17 protein-coding genes are annotated in these 16,153 nt (G+C 66.5%); 12 read left to right on the top strand and 5 right to left on the bottom strand.

What is annotated here, in order from left to right; all coding sequences use genetic code 11:
* Positions 1-397: 397 nt before the first annotated feature.
* Positions 398-889: an ATP-binding protein gene (locus AB0B91_RS49110; protein ID WP_358336547.1), complete on the bottom strand. Its 492-nt coding sequence runs from the start codon at positions 887-889 to the stop codon at positions 398-400.
* 150 nt (positions 890-1,039) lie between these two features.
* Here AB0B91_RS49110 and AB0B91_RS49105 point away from each other — a divergent pair, with 150 nt between their 5' ends.
* On the top strand, positions 1,040-1,867 hold the full coding sequence (locus AB0B91_RS49105) for a helix-turn-helix transcriptional regulator (RefSeq protein WP_358336544.1): 828 nt from the start codon (positions 1,040-1,042) through the stop codon (positions 1,865-1,867).
* A complete protein-coding gene (locus tag AB0B91_RS49100) occupies positions 1,855-2,067 on the top strand; it encodes a DUF397 domain-containing protein (RefSeq protein WP_358336541.1) in 213 nt (70 codons plus the stop codon). Before AB0B91_RS49105 ends, AB0B91_RS49100 begins: the two co-directional genes overlap by 13 nt.
* 93 nt (positions 2,068-2,160) lie before the next feature.
* Here the strand turns inward: AB0B91_RS49100 and AB0B91_RS49095 are convergent, their stop codons facing one another.
* Positions 2,161-2,439, bottom strand: coding sequence for a hypothetical protein (locus tag AB0B91_RS49095; RefSeq protein WP_358336538.1), 279 nt, complete (start codon positions 2,437-2,439; stop codon positions 2,161-2,163).
* A gap of 578 nt (positions 2,440-3,017) precedes the next feature.
* On the opposite strand from AB0B91_RS49095, the gene AB0B91_RS49090 reads away from it, so the two are divergent.
* The 6 genes from AB0B91_RS49090 (at position 3,018) to AB0B91_RS49065 (ending at position 8,836) form a co-directional block, all read left to right on the top strand.
* Entirely contained in the window at positions 3,018-3,518 is a 501-nt protein-coding gene (locus tag AB0B91_RS49090) for a SigE family RNA polymerase sigma factor (RefSeq protein WP_358336535.1), read from the top strand.
* Positions 3,515-4,699 carry a hypothetical protein gene (locus tag AB0B91_RS49085; RefSeq protein WP_358336532.1) on the top strand — a complete coding sequence of 395 codons (1,185 nt, stop codon included), beginning with the start codon at positions 3,515-3,517 and terminating at the stop codon, positions 4,697-4,699. The genes AB0B91_RS49090 and AB0B91_RS49085 overlap by 4 nt, the downstream gene beginning before the upstream one ends.
* Before the next feature lie 463 nt (positions 4,700-5,162).
* Complete coding sequence (locus AB0B91_RS49080) at positions 5,163-5,405, top strand: hypothetical protein (RefSeq protein WP_358336529.1); 243 nt, start codon at positions 5,163-5,165, stop codon at positions 5,403-5,405.
* Positions 5,402-7,609: a hypothetical protein gene (locus AB0B91_RS49075; RefSeq protein WP_358336526.1), complete on the top strand. Its 2,208-nt coding sequence runs from the start codon at positions 5,402-5,404 to the stop codon at positions 7,607-7,609. The genes AB0B91_RS49080 and AB0B91_RS49075 overlap by 4 nt, the downstream gene beginning before the upstream one ends.
* A gap of 284 nt (positions 7,610-7,893) precedes the next feature.
* Positions 7,894-8,196 (top strand): hypothetical protein, encoded by a 303-nt coding sequence (locus AB0B91_RS49070; RefSeq protein ID WP_358336524.1) that lies wholly within the window; start codon positions 7,894-7,896, stop codon positions 8,194-8,196.
* Between the two features lie 433 nt (positions 8,197-8,629).
* Entirely contained in the window at positions 8,630-8,836 is a 207-nt protein-coding gene (locus tag AB0B91_RS49065) for a hypothetical protein (protein ID WP_358336521.1), read from the top strand.
* Between the two features lie 57 nt (positions 8,837-8,893).
* On the opposite strand, the gene leuA is transcribed toward AB0B91_RS49065, so the two are convergent.
* Both leuA and ddaH read right to left on the bottom strand, forming a co-directional pair.
* Positions 8,894-10,600, bottom strand: a complete 1,707-nt coding sequence (gene leuA, locus AB0B91_RS49060) for a 2-isopropylmalate synthase (protein ID WP_358336518.1) — start codon at positions 10,598-10,600, stop codon at positions 8,894-8,896.
* Between the two features lie 161 nt (positions 10,601-10,761).
* The gene (ddaH, locus tag AB0B91_RS49055) at positions 10,762-11,505 is read right to left on the bottom strand and encodes a dimethylargininase (RefSeq protein ID WP_358336516.1); all 744 of its coding nucleotides are present in this window, start codon (positions 11,503-11,505) and stop codon (positions 10,762-10,764) included.
* Positions 11,506-11,543: 38 nt separating this feature from the next.
* Between ddaH and AB0B91_RS49050 the strand changes: the two genes are divergently transcribed.
* The 4 genes from AB0B91_RS49050 (at position 11,544) to AB0B91_RS49035 (ending at position 15,257) form a co-directional block, all read left to right on the top strand.
* Positions 11,544-11,789 (top strand): DUF2630 family protein, encoded by a 246-nt coding sequence (locus AB0B91_RS49050; RefSeq protein WP_358336514.1) that lies wholly within the window; start codon positions 11,544-11,546, stop codon positions 11,787-11,789.
* Positions 11,790-11,925: 136 nt separating this feature from the next.
* Entirely contained in the window at positions 11,926-13,248 is a 1,323-nt protein-coding gene (locus AB0B91_RS49045; protein WP_358336511.1) for an MFS transporter, read from the top strand.
* A 9-nt stretch (positions 13,249-13,257) separates the two neighbouring features.
* Positions 13,258-13,923, top strand: a complete 666-nt coding sequence (locus tag AB0B91_RS49040; RefSeq protein ID WP_214638399.1) for a response regulator transcription factor — start codon at positions 13,258-13,260, stop codon at positions 13,921-13,923.
* The gene (locus AB0B91_RS49035) at positions 13,920-15,257 is read left to right on the top strand and encodes a HAMP domain-containing sensor histidine kinase (RefSeq protein WP_358336508.1); all 1,338 of its coding nucleotides are present in this window, start codon (positions 13,920-13,922) and stop codon (positions 15,255-15,257) included. Before AB0B91_RS49040 ends, AB0B91_RS49035 begins: the two co-directional genes overlap by 4 nt.
* Here AB0B91_RS49035 and AB0B91_RS49030 read toward each other — a convergent pair.
* Positions 15,236-16,135, bottom strand: a complete 900-nt coding sequence (locus AB0B91_RS49030) for a TAXI family TRAP transporter solute-binding subunit (protein ID WP_358336505.1) — start codon at positions 16,133-16,135, stop codon at positions 15,236-15,238. The two genes, AB0B91_RS49035 and AB0B91_RS49030, sit on opposite strands and share 22 nt — an antisense overlap.
* Positions 16,136-16,153 lie beyond the last annotated feature (18 nt).

Raw genomic sequence — 16,153 nt, 5'->3', positions numbered from 1 at the left:
TAGCTTGCGACAAAGTCAACAGAGCCGGCGGGGCGGGTGTGCCTGCGGCCACCGCATCCGCCCGTATCTTCAGTGGATCGACACTGACCAAGTCGCAGAACCACAGATGATCTCGAGCGCCAGATCGCACCTTGATCGCGTTCGGCGCGCGCCCGATCTTGGCCGTGAACTGCAGCCACCGCCGCGTGCACCCCTGCCGCCGACCAGGAGGCACTTGTCCCAGACGTTCTCCAGCGTGGGCGACAACATTGGTCGCCCAGCCGCATAGGGCCCCCGATGAGCGCGCTCATCGGGGGCCGGGTCCGGCTTGGAGCTACGGGGGGGAGAGATCCTCGCCGGACGTTTCGTCGGCGACTCCGCCACTCCCCTTCGGCGAGAAAACGGAGCCGCCTAGCCCTCATTGGTTGCGCGTTCCGCCGGGGCCGCGTCCGCCTGCCGTTCCGGAGACCGGTTCGGGAGCGGACGAGTCAGGGGAAGATGGGACCGCCCGGATGGCGCACCAGACGGTACGGCCAAGCCCACGGCCGCGCTCCCGGATCCCCCAGTCCTGGGAGATCTCACGGACGATCAGCAGCCCACGACCGTCCTCCGCCTCCGGCTCCTGCCGGATGTGCGGGCTGGAAAAGGCGGAGCCGGGATCACGCACCTCCACATAGACCATCTCCTCCGTCGCGGTGACGGTGAGGCTGATGAAGTCGTACGGCCTGGCGTCGGAGCGCCGGAGCGCGTTGGTCACGAACTCGGACGCCGCCAGCACTGCGTCGTCGGCAGAAGGGTGATCGTCTCCGAGCCATCTGCGTACTTCGGAGCGGGCGTGCGAGACAGACTCGCGAATGCCCACGAGATGGATCGAACCGATGACCTTCGGCTCCGCGCTCGCTGCTTTCATAGCTTCACCCACTTGAAGAAGTCGGGCTGGATCGGCCTTCCGACCATCCCAAGCCTCAGCTACATTGAGTAGTCAATCGACTTCAACCGGTCATCAACGGTTTCGCTGGCTATCCGTTGAAACCTTGATGAGAGCCCCATCGGAGGTCAGATGCCGAAGGAAAGCGATCTTTATCCCTCTGATTCACCGACTGCGCTTTTCGGTTTCGAGCTGCGGCGACACCGCAAAGCCCGAGGTTGGTCCCAGCTTCGGCTCTCGAGGACGGTGCCCTACTCCGTAGGCACCATCAGCATGATCGAGACCGCACAACGGTCACCCTCGGAAGAGTTCGCCCGTTACTGCGACGAAGCACTGGAAGCGGAGGGAGCACTGACGCGGCTCTGGCCGATGGTCAGTCGCACTGCGGCCCCGATGTGGTTCCGGCCGTGGCTGGATGTGGAGGCCACAGCAGAGGCGATCCGTGCCTGGGAGCCATTGATGGTTCCCGGCCTGTTTCAGACCGAGGATTACGCCAGGGCCATCCTGAGCGGTGAACCAGGCGTAGAGCCAGAACAGATAGAAGAGCAGGTCACCGCTCGAATGGAGCGCCAAAGCATCCTCAAGCGCACCAAACCCCCGATGCTCTGGGTGGTCCTCGACGAAGGGATCCTCCATCGTCCGATCGGTAGCTCCGCCATGATGTCGGCGCAGCTCAACCACCTGATCGAGCTCGCACAGGCGCCACGGATCACCATTCAAATCCTCCCCCTCAACGCCTATTCCACCCCTGGACTTCTGGGAGGGTTCGCCATCGCCCGAACACAGGGAACGCCTGACACGGCCTACGTCGAATCCGCCGGAATCTTGGGCCGCGTGACGGAGCGACCAGAAGACGTCAGCGCTCTAACATTCAGATATGAGGGGATTCGCGCCGAAGCACTGTCACAGCGCGAATCCATGAAGATGATCAAGGAGGCAACGCAACGATGGACGAGCTGACCCAGGAACTCAGCACGGCTACATGGCGTAAGTCCACTCGATCCGGAAGCGATGGGGGCAACTGCGTTGAAGTTGCCGAACTGTCCGGCGGACGTCGAGGCGTCCGCAACAGCAAAAACCCCACCGGCCCGGCCCTCATCTTCACTCCCGGCGAATGGAGCGCCTTCATCGGCGGCGTGAAGGACGGCGAGTTCGACTAATAAATAAGCCCCACGCTCAGGAAGGGGAGGCTCTCAACTCATGCGGGGAGTCTTCCCTTGACCCGTAAGACGACGGAATCCACCGCGAGGAATTTAGAACATCCCGCCGAACGCAGCGTTTAGCCACAATCCTGCAAGGATTACACGACGCTCGACAATCCGGTTGGCCACGAGACCCTCCCTGCGGTGGTGGCCACTCAACTCGCGCACCTTCTCAAAGTCGGTCAGGCGCCCAGAATCACCATCCAGCATCCAGATGAGGCGGTTCAGGCACTCTATCTCTCGTGGCATGTCGCCCCAATCATCGAGGCTGCGCAGGCGCTCGCTCTCAATACGGTCGGGAGGATCCGCTCTGGTCTGCCGCCCATGCATTGAGCGCCGTCTGCGACGACGACCGGGTGTTGCTCCTGCGGTTGCGGTTTGCCGCCGACACGGACTCCGACGTTCGGCGGCAGGTGGCGGTCGGAATCCCAGTGGGGGTCGATCGGTTACCTGACGAGGCGATGAGGGTGCTGCTGAGGCTCATGCGCGTCCCAGAGGCTTCGGTTCACAACTGTCCACCATGATGCTGGGCGGTTCTATACGTGGAAGTCGCGGCCGAAGCAGAGGCGTGGTCACGGCGATCGCCGGCTTCGTGTACGACGGTTCGACGGCTCCTGGGACCGGCAGGCTCGCCGATGCCGGATGCATGGCATGTCCCTTCGACGCCAGCCCGTACGAGCAGGCGGCCGGGGCGTTCCGTCAGCACGGACCGCCGGGCGGCCGTTCATCGAGCAGCGCGAGCATACGAGAGAGGGCATAGCCACTGGTCAGGCGCACCCGCGCTCATCTCGCTCGGCCGGCGTACGGCCTTTGCAGCGAGATGAAACCAACTCTTGCCAGAAGCGATTCAACAAAATCGGCGCCGCATTCGTCTGGGTTGTGACGGACGAAGGAAAGGCGAAGGTCTAGTGGAAGACGACTCCCAATTTGCGGAGTTCGTCGCTGAACGCGCCGACGCGTTACTGCGATACGGCTACGCGCTTAGCGGCAATCCCCATGATGCGGCCGACCTGGCCCAGGAGGCGCTGATCAAACTGCATCGGGCGTGGGCGCGGGTGCGCAGGAAGGAGGACCCGGAGAGCTATACCAGGGTGATCATGGCCAGGTTGCACATCAGCGCCTGGCGGCGACGCCGTCGCGAGCATCTCGCCTGGGCCCTGCTTGAGATGCCCCTTCCGGAGGTGCTGCCATCCGAAGCCGACCAGGAACTGTGGCAGGCGCTCGAAGGACTACCCAGCAAGCAACGAGCCGTCATCGTGCTGCGCTTCTACGAGCGGCTCAGCGACGCGGAGATCGCGGGCATTCTCAAGATCTCCCAAGGGACGGTGCGCAGCCACGCCTCACTCGGCATGAGCAAGCTGCGCACCGCAGTGGCCCACCTCACGCCCGCCAGAAGGGGCTCCAAATGACCAGGAAGCTGGAAGACGACCTGCACAGGGTCATCGGTAGCGCCTCCGAGTGCGCGCCGCACGCCCCGATCGACTTCTCCGCGCGGATCGCCGCCCGTTCCCGGCGACGCCGAACCCGCGGACAGGCGCTGGTCGCGGCGGTCGCCGTGGTGATCGTCGCGGGTGGAACCGGGCTGGCCGCACGCGGCACAAGCGATGACAGCGCTCCGATAGCGGTGCGGCCCGCTCGGACGCCGTCGTCCCCCAGCACGCTGCCCGACCCCGTCGAAAAGGTCTGGCCGTCGGCGGTACGGAAGATCCCGGCCAAGCTCCCCGGCGGCCGGAAGTTCCAGCCGAGGACCTTCATCGACGATCACACGCTGCTGCTGGAGACGTGGGAGAGCTTCGAGAAGGCCGACGCCGTCTACGCGTACGACCTCGACACCGGCCAGACCCGCAAGATCACCGAGATCAGCACGCCGAAGGGGGTGTACGCCTCAGGGTATGCGATCGGCGGGGGCCGGATCGTCTGGCAGACGATCGAGAACATGCGTACCCGCTTCTGGTATGTGCCCATCTCGGGAGGGGAGCCCGCCGCCATCGACACCGGTCGCGCCGTCAAGGGAAGGGTCGACGAGCTGTCCGTGGCGGGCGACAAGCTGGCGTTCTCGCTGTTCGAAGGCGGCGTCTTCACAGTGCCCCTCGAAGGCGGGACCGTGACGCCCGTCGCGGGCGCCGACCGGCATCACATCCTGCGCTGGCCGTGGGTGGGGTCTCCGGGCCAGTACACGCCGGACAACGAGCCCAGCTTCGAGGAACTGCTCAACGTTGAGACCGGGCAGACGAGCAAGGCGGTCATCCACCCAGGGGAGCAGAACGTCAGGTGCGGAGTGTTGACCTGCGTTGGCAGAAGGCCTGACCAACCGTCCTTCTACCGGCTGCGCGATGGCTCGCAGGAGCGGGATCTGCCCGACTCCACACTCGGACTGGCGTTCGACCGCCTCATGACCGTAAGCCTGGACCAGCCCCGCGGTGCTCAGGCGTTGCTCGACCTGGCCAGCGGCAAGTCGGCCGACCTGGGCCTGCGCCAAGACGCGAAGGGACAAGGGATCAGCATCCATCCGGGGCTCACCTACGAACCCCTGATGGCCTATGAGCTGAAAGATCAGTACGTAATCATAAATCTCACCAAGATTCGCTGACTCCATCCAACGAGACGCAACTCCTGGACCTTGAGCCCATTCGTCACGCGGGCGGACGGCACCTGGAGCTTCCTGGCGTATCGCTTGGCCTGCTCAATGCCATCGTCGGTATTGAGGAGCGCCGGCTCGACCTCCACCACCGCACAAGGGCGGACCCGGACGGCATCCGAGCACGCAATCGGCTCGCTGTCGACCATCCGGTCTCCGCCGTTTCGGTTAATGGTCAACGAGCGTCCGCTGGGGTTCCTTCTCATAGGGAGAAAGAAATCCATAGGCCACAGTCAATTCTTGGAGCCATACTCGAGTCCGGCAAACACCCCATTTTCGAACAAAACTCGAACGCGCTATGCCTTTCACCGCGTTTAAGCTTGTTTGTTGATGTGATGTTGATTACCGTGTGACCACGTGAGGGACGCCGCCTCCTGATCTGTTCTGGTGCAGCGAGCCGTACAAGGGGATCATCTTGGCCAACCTCGATCGCGAGGCGGTGCGGGCCGTGGCGGAGCGGATCCAGCGGCTTTCGGACGAGCACTGGTGGGCACTCGATCCCTCCTGTCGTCTGATGGAGAAGGACGCGTGGGTGGGTCCGACAGGTGCCCGGTTCGACGCCCAGGTCCACGCCGACCAGCGTGAACTGCGGGACATGCTCGCGGAGGCTGTACACAGCGCAAACCAGAAGCTGGCCTCGCTTCAGGACAAGCCATGACGGAGTTCACCGGCGTCAAGCAGCCCGACTTCGACACGATGGCGAGCAAACACACTGAGGCTGCCAGGCGGCTGGAGGAGTTGGCGCAGGCTCTGCACAGTGAGTTGCAGAGCGCCGGGCTGGACACGTCTCCGGCGGCGCGGCTGCGGCAGTTGGCCGGACGGGTGACGACGCAGGCTGAGGATCTGCGGCGGCGGCAGAAGCTGGTCCACGAGCTGCAGCGGCAGAAGGTCACCTTCGGGAGGAGTACGCCTGCCGGGAGCTTCCTGGAGATGCCTGATGGCCTGGAAGCCGCCAAGGGGCTACTGGACGGGACAATGGCTGGTCGCGCTGCGCTGAACGCTGGGGACGGGGATGCCACGGCGCTGGCCGAGCTGGAGAAATATGCGTCTCGAGCTGGGGATGCGGAGTTCGTCAAGGCGTTCCTGGGCACGCTGGGTGCCCGAGGTATGACGCAGTTGCCCGGCTCGCTCGCTGCGCAGTTGCGCGATGCCCGGGCTCACGAGGACTCCGATCGCGTGGCCCAGTTGTCCAGCCAAGGCAAGAAGGCCCTGCGCATGCTGAGCACGGCTCTGGCCAAGGCGACCGATCCGAAGAATCCCGCGTATATGGGTGCCGGCTTCACCGAGGACCTGGTCAAGGAGGGTCGGGCTGAGCACAAGGCCGGTGACACGAAGTACTCGGGATACCAGGCTCAGGCGCTTATCTGGCGTGCCCACGATGGGAAGCCGCCGTTCTCGAAGGAGTTCATGGAGATCGTCGGGCGTGACGTGATCGTCTATGAGCACGAGCAGCGCAAGGACCAGTGGGCGGCGAGCCAGGACCTGCTGGGCCGTACCTTTGCAGGAAGCCAGATCCCCATATTCGACCTGGCCGGCTCGTTTGGCCTCGGCACTCTGTTGAGACCGGAAGCGTATGTGCGCAGTCCAGGTATGAGGGCCGAATCATCGGTGGTGGACGATCTGTTTCACGCGGCTAAGTCGAGTCGAGAGGCGTCCCAGGCGCTACTGGACCACACCCCGGCCGGGTGGAAGGAGTCTGTGCTCGACTATCTGCTGACGACCCGGTGGGGCGCTTCCCGGTATTTGGGCGACTACAAGCCGATCAGAGACATGCTGGTGATCGCGACGACTGGCCAGGATGCGACTTCCAGGAAGCTGGCCGCCGAGATGATCAAAGTCGTCGCCGATGATGTACGCGGCGCCTTCGGCAAAGGCCAGGACGGCAATCTGGAGATCAAGAACAGAGATACATTCGATCGTCTCGCTCCCCTGCGTTATCCCCTGGGCCGCGCGATCGCCGCCAATATCGACGAGCTCTCCCGGCTGATCCTGAACCATGCGACCTTCGACAAGGTCGCGGCCCAGGACATGGACTACGCCCTGGCGCTGGCGACCGCCGACGACGACGCGTTTGAGGTACTGGTGAGGGCGCAGACCGAACACATGCGGGCGGCGCTTGGCACTGTGCCTCCGGTCGGTCTTGACGCCTCTAACGCTGAGCGGCTCGGTTTCACGAAGTCCGACGTCAAGGAATACGACTTGGACCAGGATGGGCGGGTCACCAAGGCCGACATTCTGCAGTTTCTGAAAGACCGAACCGTGGCGGAGGCACGCCCCTTCACTCACATCGTTGAAATTCGCCGCCAAGTGCTGATCGCCCAGGGGTTGGACGACAAGAAGGCGGACGAGGCGCTGAAGACCATGGTGGGCGATGCGCTAGGGCTGCTCCCGGTGCCGGGAGCCAGACAGGCGGGCCAACTGGCCACGGGAGCCTTCGGCCAGCTGATCGGTAAGGAGTACGACAAGCTCGCCGGCGCCGGGTACGACGAGATCGCCAAACAGGTCGCCCAGCAGATGTCCGAACACGGGCGGGGCCTGGACGAGACGCAAGCGACGCTGGCGGACAACCGACTGGCGGTGGAGAGGCTGGGCGAGCAGATGCTCGCCACAGCCATGCTCAACAAGGGTTTGCTTGACGGACTGAACCTGCGTAAGCAACCATTCGCGACCGGAACTCCACCGACGCTAAAGCCCTTCAACGAGATGACCCCACACGAATACAGCCAGTTCCTCGAGTGGACTCGCGCAAGGGGAGGAAGTAACGAACTGCTGGAAAGTTTCAGCGGCACTTTCCGCCGAACCAGCGAGGTGGACGACTATCTCGGCCTTCGGATCCCATCTTCCTCCGGAGGTGCCAAATGAGGCCTTCTCACCTGCACGTCGCTCTGGCTGCTCTCGTGTTGCTCGCCGCGGCCTGTACCTCAGAGAAGCAAATCGTCTCCACACCGGCACCAGCTCCACAGCCGGTCGTGGATTCCGCACCGTACGTCTGCAAACTCATCCCCGAGCAGGCATTTCGCTTCGTCAGTGGTGCGACCGGGCCTCTCGTCGAGAGAACCAACGGCACTGAGAAGGACGGCGACTGCAGAGCTCCTGATACAACGCCTCGGACTCTCCAGGTGTGGTGGGTACAGGAGGGCCCGGGAATGTCTCGAGACCATCTGGACTTCCTGATGAACGACAGGCGTCAGGTATACGCCACGCACGGCGGAGTCACTCTCCCCAAGGATCTCGGCGACGGCCTAGCCGCATACGTGCAGAGTGCCCCGTTCGCCAACCAGCCGTACCGAGTGAGCGCGAAGTTCCACTGCGGCAGTAAAGAGCGATTGATCGACATCTATCTGCCCCAGGTCACCAAAGGCAGGGACGCGATCAAAGACATGACCGAGCTCATGCGCATCGCCCAAAAACGCTACGGCCACCTCTACAACTGCACCCCTGGCAAGTAGCAAGCCGAGCTAAGCCCAAGCCAGACGCCCAGAACGTCCCACCAAGGCACACTCCCCCGCCCTCCACCATCACCCACCGGTCGATCTTTGCCACACCGAGACGAACAAAACCACACCCGCCTCTCGACTCCCAACCGCCAAAACCATTGACCGCTTGCGACTATGTGCTCACACAAAGTGGGACCGGCCGTCAGCGGCCGAGATCCCTTCCAGCCACCAGCAAAGGTCGGGGTACATGAACGAAGAGGCGGAGACGAGCGACGCGAAACTCCGCGTGGAAGCCCCCAAGGCGACAACGCGTCCCACCAATGCAGCCTCCAGCGGCCCCCGGGCCCGCCGCCGACATGCCAACCTCCCAACACACACCTGCAGCTGCTCATGCATGGAAGGCATCCACGCCGCCATCCTCTCAACGGCAATCGCCGTCGCCCAGGTGAGAGTCGAAATCGCCGGCATCCAGGCCGGGATCTCCCAGGACCTCGCAGCCTTCGGCGACGAGGTCGCAGGTCTTCGCCGGCACGCGAACGAGCACCTCACGTCCGCTCAGTCCCTGATGGTGCGCAGATTCGACTCCCTGCAGTGCTCAGTGATCGACCTGGGACTCAGGCTCGATCGGCTGCTGGAGAAGAACGGCGCCTAGGACCGGCGTGAGTCCCCGATCTGTACGGGGACTCACGTGAAAAGCCCCAACGACGGGTCAGCGGGACGCGCGGTTGACCGCCGAGATGATCGCCTTGAGCGAGGCCGTCGTGGTGTTGGCGTCGACGCCCACCCCCCACAGCACCCGCCCGTCAACGTCGCACTCCAGGTATGAAGCCGCCTTGGCGTCGGAGCCGGCGCTCATCGCGTGCTCCACGTAGTCGAGCACCCGCACCCGGATGCCCACCTTGGCGATCGCGTCGATGAAGGCCGAGATCGGGCCGTTTCCGACGCCTTCGATCTCCCGGATCTCACCGTCGAGCCGTACGTCGGCGCCGATGCGGTCCTTGTCGTCGCCCGCCGACTCGTGGCGGTGCGCCATGAGGCTGAGACGGCCCCAGCGGTTGCCCGGGTTGGGCAGGTATTCGTCGGAGAAGATGGCGTACATCGCAGCCGGGCTGATCTCGCCGCCTTCGGCGTCGGTGCGCGCCTGGACGACCTTGGAGAACTCGATCTGCAGCCGGCGCGGCAGCTCGAGCTGGTGGTCGGCCTTCATGATGTAGGCGACGCCGCCCTTGCCCGACTGGCTGTTGACCCGGATGACCGCCTCGTAGCTGCGGCCGATGTCCTTGGGGTCGATGGGCAGGTAGGGGACGGCCCACGTGAAGGAGTCGACCGGCACGCCGGCCGCGGCGGCGTCGGCCTCCAGGTGGTCGAAGCCCTTCTTGATGGCGTCCTGGTGGGATCCGGAGAAGGCGGTGTAGACCAGCTCGCCGCCCCACGGGTGGCGCGGGTGGACGGGCAGCTGGTTGCAGTATTCGACGATGCGGCGGACCTCGTCGATGTCGCCGAAGTCGATCTGCGGGTCGATGCCCTGGGAGAACAGGTTCATGCCCAGGGTGACCAGGCAAACGTTGCCGGTGCGCTCACCGTTGCCGAACAGGCAGCCCTCGATGCGGTCGGCGCCGGCCATGTAGCCCAGCTCGGCGGCGGCGACGGCGCTGCCGCGGTCGTTGTGCGGGTGCAGCGACAGGACGATCGAGTCGCGGTACTTCAGGTGGCGGTGCATCCACTCGATCTGGTCGGCGTAGATGTTGGGCGTGGCCATCTCGACCGTGGCCGGCAGGTTGACGATGACCTTGCGGTCGGGCGTGGGCTGCCACACGTCGTTGACCGCGTCGCAGACCTCGACGGCGTAGTCGAGCTCGGTGCCGGTGAAGGACTCGGGAGAGTACTGGAAACGTACGTCCACGTCGGTCGCGTCGGCGAGCTTCTTGACCAGCTTGGCGCCCTCGACGGCGATGGCGGTGATGCCTTCGCGGTCCTGCCCGAACACCACCCGGCGCTGCAGCGTGGAGGTGGAGTTGTACAGGTGCACGATGGCCTGCTTGGCGCCCTCGATCGACTCGAAGGTGCGCTCGATCAGCTCGGGTCGGGCCTGGGTCAGGACCTGGATCACCACGTCGCCGGGGATCCGGTCCTCTTCGATGATCTGCCGGATGAAGTCGAAGTCGGTCTGGCTGGCGGCCGGGAAGCCTACCTCGATCTCCTTGTAACCCATCTTCACCAGCAGCTCGAACATCTTCAGCTTGCGGTGGGCGTCCATCGGGTCGATCAGTGCCTGGTTGCCGTCGCGCAGGTCCACGGCGCACCATCGCGGCGCTTCGGTGATGACCTGATCAGGCCAGGTGCGATCGGTCAGACGGATCGGCTCGAACGCCTGATAGCGCTGGAAAGGCATGGGGCTGGGCTGCTGAGCGGTCATGTCGGGAGCTCCTCGTCGGTCGAAAGAAAGCGGCCGACGCGCATGGCTCGCTCCGCGGCGAGGGAGCCGGCCTTAGTGGCCCCCGCCGCGGCAGCTAAGAAGGAGGCCACGCAGCATGTCTTGCACGTTACCAGAGGTCTCGCCGTTACCTGTCCCTGATCTCAGATGATGAGAACCGACAGGCAGGTGACGCAGCCCTCCAGCTTCTCGAATTCCGAGATGTCCACCAGCGTCACGTCCAGTCCGCGTTCCTGGAGCATCGCGCAGGTTCGGGGCGCGGAGGCGGCCATCAGCACGCGGTCGCCGCCCAGCAGCACCACGTGCGCCCCCGACTCCTCGGCGGGCACCAGCAGGCCCGGCAGGTCCACGCGGGCGGGGTCGCCGATGAGCGTGCCGTCGGGCAGCGCCGTGACGGCCGACTTCAGGTGCAGCACGCCGTTCAGGTTGACGGGCACTACTTGCCGCTCCGGCAGCAACGCGCTGAGCTGGGTGATCCCCTCGTCGTTGGTCCTGCCCGACCTGCCGACGTACACGGTCCTGCCGACCTGGAGGACGTCGCCGCCGTCGAGCGTGCCCGGCTGCGCGATCCTGACGGACTTGATTCCGAGCTCCCGTACGAGGGCCGCCACGGAGACCACCTCGGGCCGCCGCTCCTTGGCCCCCGGCCTGGTCAGTACGGCCAGCCGGTCGGAGACCACGACCATGTCCTCGACGAAGGGCCCGTCGGGCAGGTCGTCGGCCGGCTCCACGTGACGCGCCTCCCAGCCGGCCCCCTCCAGCGCGGCGACGTAGCGTTCGTGCTGCTCCAGGGCCCGTTGGTGATCGACCGGCTCGCGCTCCAGGTGCGTGACGATGCCCTCGGAGATCCGGGGCCCGGGCTTTCTTACCAGCGCGATACCAGGCATAGGGCGTGTTCTATCACGTAGTCACTAAAGTCTTGGACATGCGGGATAACGAGATTCTCACCAGGATCAGTGATCTGGTCACCGAAGAGCACGAGCTGCGGAGCAAGCTGTCGGCGGGCGAGGTCAGCTCGGACGAGGAGCACGCGCGGGTCAGGGAGCTGGAGGTGGCTCTCGACCAATGCTGGGACCTGCTCAGGCAGCGCAGGGCGAGGAGGGACGCGGGCGAGAACCCGGACGGAGCCCAGGCCCGCCCGGCCGGCGAGGTGGAGAACTACCGGCAGTGACCGGGAAAGGGCCGGATCTCACGCTCGAGTTTCCCTGATGTTAAGCGAACGTTAGATCTAGCCCGTCTCCTCTTGTCGGAACAACCTTCTGCGGAGAGGCTCTGGCCTGCACCTACTCCCCCCAGGAGGTAAAACCGTGAGCCAACCCCGCGTGCCGTGGAAAGCAGTCATCGGCGGTTCTGTCGGCAATCTGGTCGAGTGGTACGACTGGTTCGTCTACAGCAGTTTCGCCGTGTACTTCGCCGCCTCCTTCTTCCCTGAAGGCAACAGCACGGCCCAGTTGCTCAACACCGCGGGCATCTTCGCCGTGGGCTTCTTCATGCGCCCGATCGGCGGCTGGCTGCTCGGCAAGTACGCCGACACCAAGGGCCGCAAGGCCGCGCTGACCATGACGGTCACGCTGATGTCGCTGAGCGCCCTGCTGATCGCCATCGCCCCGACGTACGCGTCGGTCGGCTACTTCGGCGCCGTGGTGTTGCTGATCGCCCGCCTCCTGCAGGGCATCTCCGTGGGTGGTGAGTACGCGGCCAGCGCCACGTACCTGACGGAGGCCACTCCGGCGGGCAAGCGTGGCTTCGCCTCCAGCTTCCAGTACGTCTCGATGACCGCGGGCCAGCTCGTCGGCCTGGGCCTGCAGATCATCCTGCAGAACACGATGACCAAGGAGGCGCTCAACTCCTACGGCTGGCGCATCCCGTTCGTCGTCGGCGCCCTGGGCGCGGCGGTCGTGTTCTACCTGCGGCGCAACCTCCTGGAGACCGAGGCGTACGACGAGGAGGAGCAGGGCAAGGAGGTCGACAAAAGCGAGCGCGGCACCATCAAGGCCCTGCTGGCGCACAAGAAGGAAGCGATGCTGGTCATCGCCCTGACCATGGGCGGCACGGTCGCGTACTACACCTACACGACCTACCTCACCAAGTACCTGGTCAACACGGCGCACCTGCCGAAGGAGACCGCGTCGCTGGTCAGCTTCTCCGCGCTGTTCATCTTCATGTGCATCCAGCCGCTCGCCGGCGGGCTCTCCGACCGGATCGGCCGCAGGCCGCTGCTGATCACGTTCGGCATCGGGTCGATGCTCGGCACCGTGCCGCTGATGACCGGGCTGTCCAGCGTCTCCGGCTTCACCGGCGCGTTCGTCCTGTCGCTCATCGGCCTGATCATCATCACCGGCTACACCTCGATCAACGCGGTGGTCAAGGCGGAGCTGTTCCCGACGCACATCCGGGCGCTCGGCGTGGCGCTGCCGTACGCGATCGCGAACGCCCTGTTCGGCGGCACGGCGGAGTACGTCGCGCTGTGGTTCAAGTCGGCCGGCATCGAGTCGGGCTTCTACTGGTACGTCTCCGGTTGCGCGGCCGTGTCGCTTGTGGTCTACCTGACCATGCGTGAGACCCGCGACGCGGCACTCACCCGCTCGGAGCGGGAGGGAGCGGCGGAGTCGGTCCCCGTCCGGGCCTAATCTGGCCTGATGCGAGTTCTTCTGGTCGAAGACGACGATCGGCTCGCCTCCGCGCTCACCACGGCCCTCGCGCGCCACGGCCACCAGGTCGTGCGCGCGGGGCTGGCAGTCGACGCCCTCCGCCTGGCGGGGGGCGTCGACTTCGTCCTGCTGGATCTGGGCCTGCCCGACATGGACGGGCTTGAGGTGCTGCGCCGCCTGCGCCGGGTGTCGGCCGTACCGGTCATCGTGGTGACCGCCCGCACGGAGGAGCGCGAGGTGCTCCGCGGCCTGCGGTCCGGGGCCGACGACTACCTGGTCAAGCCGTTCCGCACGGTCGAGCTGATGGCGCGCATGGAGGCCGTGATGCGCAGGGGCACCCGGCCGATGCCGACCCGCGACAACGTGGTGAGCGTCGGCGACGTTCGCATCGACCTGGAGTCCAGGCAGGTCACCGTGTCGGGTGAGCACGTGACGCTGACCAGGCGCGAGTTCGACGTGCTCGCTCTGCTGGCCCGCGAGCCGGGCGTGGTGCGCAGCCGCGAGGAGATCCTGGACGAGGTCTGGGGCGACCCGCTGCTGTCGGCCTCCCGCTCCCTCGACGTGCACGTGGCCGGGCTGCGGTCGAAGACCGGCCGCCCGCACCTGGTCGAGACGCTGCGCGGCACGGGCTACCGCCTGGGGTCCACGGCGTGAACTCCCGCTTGGTGGTCACGTTCACCACGCTGATCGTGTTCCTCATCGCGGCGCTGGCGGTGCCGCTCGGCTTCGCCTACGCCTCGCACCGCACGAACCGTCTGCTGCTCGACCGCCGCGCCGACGCCACCCGTTTCGCGGAACTGGCCGACCAGGCCGCGCGCGACGGCGACCGTACGGCGCTGACGGCCGAGGTCGTCCGCTACGCCGACCTGTACGGCGCGGCCATCCGCGTACGCGACAGGGACGGCACGATCCTCGTCACGGCCGGCCACTTCGACGGCGACGACCAGGAGGCGACCCGGCTGGCCCTGAGCGGCCGGACGACCGAGGACCTGCCCACGATCAGCCCGTTCGGCCCCTCGACGGTGCTGCTGGCCGAGCCGGCGGGCCGGGACGCGCAGCTGTCCGGCGTGGTGCTGCTCCAGGCCGGCACCGACCAGTCGCGGCTGGACGTCTCGCTCGTCTGGGGCGCGCTGGCGCTGGGCGCGCTGATCGCCCTGGGCTACTCCGTGCTGGCGGCCAGGCAGCTGGCCCGCTGGATCCTGCGCCCGGTGACCGAGCTCGACCGCACCACCCGGGCCATCGCGGAAGGCCACCTCGACGCGCGGGCCCATCCGGGCGCGGGGCCCTCGGAGCTGCAGCGGCTGGAGGAGCGCTTCAACGCGATGGCCGACGCCGTGTCGGGCGCGATGGAGCGGCAGCGGGCGTTCGTGGCCGACGCCTCGCACGAGCTGCGTACGCCGCTGACCGTGCTCGGGCTGCGGCTGGAGAACCTGGAGCCGCACCTGCGCGCGGACGGCACCACCGAGTTCGAGGAGGCCATGGCCGAGCTCGACCGGCTGGCGCTGCTGGTGGAGGACCTGCTGGCGCTGGCCAGGGTGGAGGCGGGTGTGGGCAGCGAGACGAAGGAGATCGAGCTGCGGCCCCGGCTGGCGGTGTGGCGGGAGGTCTATCCGGCCAAGGATCTCACCCTGCGGGTGGAGGTGCCGGAGATGTCACTCGTGCCGGAGGCGGCGGCCAGGGTGGCGGACATCGCGCTGGACAACGCGCAGAAGTTCGTGCCCGCGGGCGGCACGGTGACGGTCACGCTCTCCGACGGCGTGCTGCGGGTCGCCGACGACGGGCCGGGGCTGGGCGAGGAGGAGCGGGGCGACGCGCTGGGCCGGTTCTGGCGGTCGGGCGCGCACGCCAACGTGCCGGGAAGTGGGCTGGGACTGGCCATCGCCACCGAGCTGGCCAAGTCGTGCGGGGCCACGTTGAGCCTGCTGGCCGCCGTACCTCATGGGCTGGTCGTGGAGTTGCGGCTGGCTCAGCCGTACACCGATCTGTAGTAGCGGGCGGCGCCGGGGTGCAGGGGGACGACGCCGGTGCCGATGGCGTAGCGCTTGTCGAGGCGGCCTCCGGGCGCGGAGGGGGCCTGGAGGCGGTCGCGGGCGTCGAAGAGCGTCTCGGTGACCGCGAAGGCGACCTCGTCCGGCAGGGTCCTGCGGCAGACCAGGTAGCTGGGCGTGCCGACGGTGGGGATCGGTTTCGCGCCGCCGTACGCGCCCGCGGGGACGGCCGCGTTCTCGTACACCGGCCCGTAGACGCGGCGCAGCACGGGCACCAGCGGTTCGAGCGGGACCAGCTTGATGTCGTCGAGCGAGGCGAGCGCCGGGGTCGGCACGCCGCCCGACCAGAAGAACGCGTCGATCGCGCGGTCGGCGAGCGCCTTGATCGACATGTCCAGGCCCAGCCTGACGACGGTGTGACCACGCACGCCCGCGGCCTCGAGCACCCGTACGGCGGTCACGGCCGTGCCGGACCCGTCCGCTCCGATGGACACCTTCCGCCCGGCCAGGTCCTTGGCCGCCGAGATGACGGAACCCGCGCGCACGACCAGGTGCACGTAGTTCATGTACATCCTGGCCAGCGCGGCGACGGGCTGGTGGCGCATGCTCACGGCGTCGTCGGCGCTGTCGGCGAGCGAGAACCCGAGGTCGGCCCGGCCGTCGGTGAGCATGGTGAGGTTCTGGACACTGGCCGCGGTCTGGAGCACCTCCACGGTGAACCCGTCGCGCCGCAGCTCGGCCGCGAACCGGTCGCCGAGCGCCCCGTACGGCCCGCCGGCCAGCCCGGTCGCCAGCCGCAGCGACGGCTGCCCCGAAACGGTGTCCGAGCAGCCCGCAGCACCCGTCGCGACGAGCGCGATAAAGACACGGCGGGACATTGGCACAGGTTCACGTTA

Source organism: Nonomuraea sp. NPDC049141, assembly GCF_040648415.1.
Lineage (GTDB): Bacteria > Actinomycetota > Actinomycetes > Streptosporangiales > Streptosporangiaceae > Nonomuraea.
Note: the sequence above shows the minus strand (reverse complement) of the source record. Positions and strands in the feature narration are given on the sequence as shown.

Coding starts and splice junctions, on each gene's coding strand:
- AB0B91_RS49110 (WP_358336547.1), bottom strand. CDS start 889: ATGAAAGCAGCGAGCGCGGAGCCGAAGGTCATCGGTTCGATCCATCTC.
- AB0B91_RS49105 (WP_358336544.1), top strand. CDS start 1,040: ATGCCGAAGGAAAGCGATCTTTATCCCTCTGATTCACCGACTGCGCTT.
- AB0B91_RS49100 (WP_358336541.1), top strand. CDS start 1,855: ATGGACGAGCTGACCCAGGAACTCAGCACGGCTACATGGCGTAAGTCC.
- AB0B91_RS49095 (WP_358336538.1), bottom strand. CDS start 2,439: ATGCATGGGCGGCAGACCAGAGCGGATCCTCCCGACCGTATTGAGAGC.
- AB0B91_RS49085 (WP_358336532.1), top strand. CDS start 3,515: ATGACCAGGAAGCTGGAAGACGACCTGCACAGGGTCATCGGTAGCGCC.
- AB0B91_RS49075 (WP_358336526.1), top strand. CDS start 5,402: ATGACGGAGTTCACCGGCGTCAAGCAGCCCGACTTCGACACGATGGCG.
- AB0B91_RS49070 (WP_358336524.1), top strand. CDS start 7,894: ATGTCTCGAGACCATCTGGACTTCCTGATGAACGACAGGCGTCAGGTA.
- leuA (WP_358336518.1), bottom strand. CDS start 10,600: ATGACCGCTCAGCAGCCCAGCCCCATGCCTTTCCAGCGCTATCAGGCG.
- ddaH (WP_358336516.1), bottom strand. CDS start 11,505: ATGCCTGGTATCGCGCTGGTAAGAAAGCCCGGGCCCCGGATCTCCGAG.
- AB0B91_RS49050 (WP_358336514.1), top strand. CDS start 11,544: ATGCGGGATAACGAGATTCTCACCAGGATCAGTGATCTGGTCACCGAA.
- AB0B91_RS49040 (WP_214638399.1), top strand. CDS start 13,258: ATGCGAGTTCTTCTGGTCGAAGACGACGATCGGCTCGCCTCCGCGCTC.
- AB0B91_RS49030 (WP_358336505.1), bottom strand. CDS start 16,135: ATGTCCCGCCGTGTCTTTATCGCGCTCGTCGCGACGGGTGCTGCGGGC.